Source organism: Robinsoniella sp. (assembly GCF_034124845.1).
In genome coordinates this window covers 1-4,332 of sequence record NZ_JAWYAJ010000264.1, presented here as the reverse complement: position 1 = coordinate 4,332, position 4,332 = coordinate 1, and the positions used below count along the sequence as shown (strand labels likewise).

Below are 4,332 nucleotides of genomic sequence, written 5' to 3'. Positions count from 1 at the left end.
ACCAGCGACACGAGGATTTTCAGTCCTCTGCTCTACCAACTGAGCTATCTGGGCTTAAAGACTGTTGTTCCTGTTTTTGCTTTTCTTGATTTGTTCCGTTTAGCAACGTAGATAATTCTACAATGATTTCTAAGATTTGTCAATACTAAATTTGAAATTTTTTTATTTATTTTTATATTTATTTTTTTGACTTTTTTATGACTTCTTTTTATCTTATATATAGGAGAACCACAATCCACTTATTTTGTGGTTCTCCTAAACTTTACTGCTTATTTGTATGCTGGTATGCAATCTGAAAAAATAATTTCTGAGAATCCAGCGCAACATCTGTCGTAGGCAATTTCTGATAGGAACCATCTTCTTTTTGTTCTCTTGCCTTCACATTATCGTTTAGCATTGTGGTAAACATCTCGCGTATTCTTACTTTCAGGTGGGTATCATAAATTGGTACCGCCACTTCTACTCTGCGCAGTGTATTTCTGGTCATAAAGTCTGCTGATGCAATATAGATTTTTGCTCTTTCTCTGTCGCCAAAAATATAGATTCTAGAGTGCTCCAGGTATCTGCCCACAATACTGATAATTCTTATATGATCTGTCTGCCCCGGAATGCCTGAACGCAGGCAGCAAATTCCCCGGACAATCATTTCTATTTTTACTCCTGCTTTTGATGCTTCTATTAATTTATCAATAATTTTCTTGTCGGTCAGTGAATTTAGTTTCAGACCTATATAGGATGCCTCATTATTTTTCGCTGCACGTATTTCTTCATCCATCATTTCCAGTACTTTGTTCTGCAGGCTCTTTGGAGCAATCAGAAGATGATCGGATGATTCGACTACTTCGCCCATGGAAAGCAACTGGAATATTCCGGCTGCTTCTATACCTATTCTGTTATCCGCAGTCATCAGGGAGAGATCCGTATAAAGCCTGGCAGTCTTTTCATTATAATTTCCAGTTCCCACCTGTGTAATATATTCAATCTGACCCTCTCTTTTTCGGGTAATGAGGCATAGCTTTGAATGAACCTTCAGACCATCGAGGCCATAGATAACATGGCATCCTGCCTCCTCCAGCCTTCTTGACCACCCAATGTTGTTTTCCTCATCAAATCTGGCTTTCAGTTCCACTAATACATCTACCTGCTTACCGTTTTCTGCCGCTTCAATCAGCGCACCAATTACTTCACTGTGCTTAGCCAGACGGTAAAGGGTCATTTTTATAGACACAACATAAGGATCCTCTGCAGCCTGATTCAGCATCGCAATGAATGGTCTGATGCTCTCGTATGGATAAGACAGTAAAATGTCATGCTCCAGGATCTGGTCTATTACGGGTCTTTTTTCATCAACTGCCGGTGATTTCTGAGGAATTCTTTTTTCAAAAAACAATTCCGTTTTCATTCTCAGCTGGTCCTGAATCTGAAATACAAAGGAAAGATCCACTGGCGATTGAGAGACAAATACCTGGTCTTTTTTTAATAGCAGATGTTCACACAGCTTAGCTGTCATCTTATGATCCAGTTCCCTGCTTAATTCCAGCCGAACAGGACAGAGCTTTCTTCTGAGTTTAACCACCTCTGCCATGTGTTCCCTGTAGTCAAGATCCTCATCAAAGATACTGTCTGCATCAATATCTGCATTTCTGGTTATGCGAATCAGTGACTTTGCACTCAGCCGGTATTTCTGAAATACTTTAGGCAGAAAATGTAAAATTAATTCTTCCACCAGCAGAAAGCTCCCGGTTCTTCCTGGAATAGCCGTAAGCCTTCCAAATACTTCACTGCTGCATGGTACAATTCCGAATTTTTCCCGGTCTGTTTTGGTTTCCAATACTGCTGCCGCATAGATTTCATTATTTTTCAAAAATGGAAAAGGCTGTTTTTTACCTACCACCATTGTGGACAGAAGCGGCAGAATATCCTGCTCAAAATAGCGTTCCAGATAATCTTTTTCCCCATCTGTCAATTGGCTGATTTTCATCAAATAAATTCCTTCGGTTTCAAGAAGAGACATTAATTCTTCGTAAATTTGATCCTTTACTTTTTCTAATTCCCGTACCCGTTTAAATATAGCTTCCATCTGCTCTCTGCTGGTCATCTGGGTTTTATTTTCTCTGATTTCTTTTGATAACAACATCTGATCATGAAGAGAGCCTACCCTGACCATAAAAAATTCATCCAGATTGCTCTGGAAAATGGACAGAAAAGTAAGGCGCTCACAAATGGGCACCTTAGGATCAGCAGCTTCTTCTAATACACGTTCATTAAATTTAAGCCAGGATAATTCCCGGTTTTCAAAACAAGATAATTGTTTATCTTTCATGTGGCTCACATCCTCATTTTCTTATCTCTTGTATTTAGCTTGAGTTACTCAGGTGATATAATCCTAAGAATTTTCACAGTATTACCTGACTTTTAGCACATAATGGCCAATTGACCTTAACAAGCCAGTTTCCATTTCACTGAATAATTTTCTTTAGCAAACTTTATGCCCATTAGCTGTCAGCTTAAATTTTGATCCCAGCATTTCCGCTGCACGTTTGCACATCAGCATCCGCTGCAAAAAGATTTCAAAATAATCCATAATTGAGCAAATACTTTCATCCAGTTCCACACTTAACTGGATCGTCTTTGTATCAGTCAGAATGGTTAACTCTGAAGTAACGGCTGCATAGTTTACCCGGTCGTGTTTATCAAAACTTTCCTTGACCGTATTTCGGACACGGTTTCTTCTCACATCTGTCTTATCCGCCAATATTACAGCTGCTGATACTGCGTCTACTGCCGTTCCTGTTTTCTCATCATGCTGTCCTATAGCACTGATAATGGTAGCTGCATCTTCCGGTGGAATATCATACTGGCGAAGCAGCGTAAATGCCATAATAGCTCCGCTGTGGGCATGGTCGTTTCGGTTGATGCTATTGCCGATATCGTGTATATAACCAGCTATCCTTGCGAGTTCTATATCCTTTTTGCTGTATCCCAGTTCTTTTAATATTCTTCCGGCAATCTGGGCTACCTTTACTGCATGACTCAAAGAATGCTCCGTATATCCCAGCACTCCAAGGTTGTCATTTCCCTTTTTTATATATGCTCTTATTTCTTCTGATTCCTTGATTTTCTTATAGGTAATCTGTTCCATATATCTCCTTTGTTAATTGTACCTTTTCAATGTGAATGCCCCATTTAGTCTTTATCCGACGCATTCACTTTGCTGCAGACGCTGTAAAAATGCCAAAAGCATCTGCACTGCTTCCGGTATATATGCCCATAGCAGTACAGCCAAAATAACAGACTGCACTATGTATCATAGCAGTACGGATTTTGTTTCTCTATCTGTCCTTGGTTAAAAATATGTAAAATATATGTAATGTCTGTCTAGATTCCATATATCAGGTATTATCTCCACTTTTCTCTGCTGCAAACCTTAAATACTGAAAAAGAAGTTTCCTCATTTTACGAATTAATGGTGGGTTTTTGGTGTATGCTGCTTTAAATTCCATGTTCACTTAAATATTTTAAAAACTTTGCTTCACTCAGTATCTCATTTGTAACAAATTTTCCTTCATTAAAAAAACTGTATGTGGTAAATGGGGATGGGGCATTTTGTGCCTGCCGGGTTGTTTCAATTTTACAAAGTTTGAAGTCTGCTCCATGCTCCCTGGCTATTTTCTGAAGCATCGGTGCATATTTGTCCGTATGAGGACATTGATTTGTGTAGTAGAGCACCATCCCCTGCTCCTTAATTTCACCTTTTTTTACACATTCTTTAAATTTGGGGACCGGGGCATTTTCTTTCAGTGGTAAATATAAAAGTTCGAAATACGGCGCTGCGGTATCGGCTGTCAAAAAGCCCTTATATTTTAAATACTTGGGATCGGACAAAAACGGCATCTTTTTACCGGAAGATAATACCGTAATGCCATCCATATTCCTCTCCTTTGCATCGTCGATACAGGATTCCAGCAATTGATTTGCATATCCCTGACCCTTAAACTTACCGGACACCCAGAAACAGTTGATGTGCAGATAATTGGGCGCTTCTATCGGATACCAGGCTTTTTCACCCGGAATATATTCAATGAATACTTTTCCTCTTTCATTTAATTTACGAAACACCAATCCGTCTGCAAAACGTTCTTTCAGCCATGCTTTCTTGGATGATACACAGGTTTCTCCTTTTTTATCTGCAATTGCACAACAGATGTGTTCTTTCTCAATATTTTCCATATTTACTGTTATTAATTCCATTCTTTTTCTCCTTTATCAAATATATATTAGAGCGTGTTTTAAAATTGCTTTCTGACAACTGTACGTCACACTTTGTGGGAG

The 4,332-nt window shown here is 38.9% G+C and carries 4 protein-coding genes; all 4 read right to left on the bottom strand.

Annotation, left to right across the window (positions count from 1 at the left end):
- Nucleotides 1–262: 262 nt before the first annotated feature.
- Nucleotides 263–2,323 (bottom strand): polyphosphate kinase 1, encoded by a 2,061-nt coding sequence (gene ppk1 / locus ACH2DQ_RS13065; RefSeq protein ID WP_394915143.1) that lies wholly within the window; start codon nt 2,321–2,323, stop codon nt 263–265.
- A gap of 153 nt (nt 2,324–2,476) precedes the next feature.
- On the bottom strand, nt 2,477–3,142 hold the full coding sequence (locus tag ACH2DQ_RS13060; RefSeq protein WP_394915142.1) for an HD domain-containing protein: 666 nt from the start codon (nt 3,140–3,142) through the stop codon (nt 2,477–2,479).
- 350 nt (nt 3,143–3,492) lie between these two features.
- On the bottom strand, nt 3,493–4,251 hold the full coding sequence (locus ACH2DQ_RS13055; RefSeq protein ID WP_394915141.1) for a GNAT family N-acetyltransferase: 759 nt from the start codon (nt 4,249–4,251) through the stop codon (nt 3,493–3,495).
- Nucleotides 4,217–4,332, bottom strand: a 116-nt coding sequence (locus ACH2DQ_RS13050; protein WP_395027017.1) for a DUF6783 domain-containing protein, incomplete at its 5' end; no start/stop codon positions are given. The genes ACH2DQ_RS13055 and ACH2DQ_RS13050, both read right to left, overlap by 35 nt.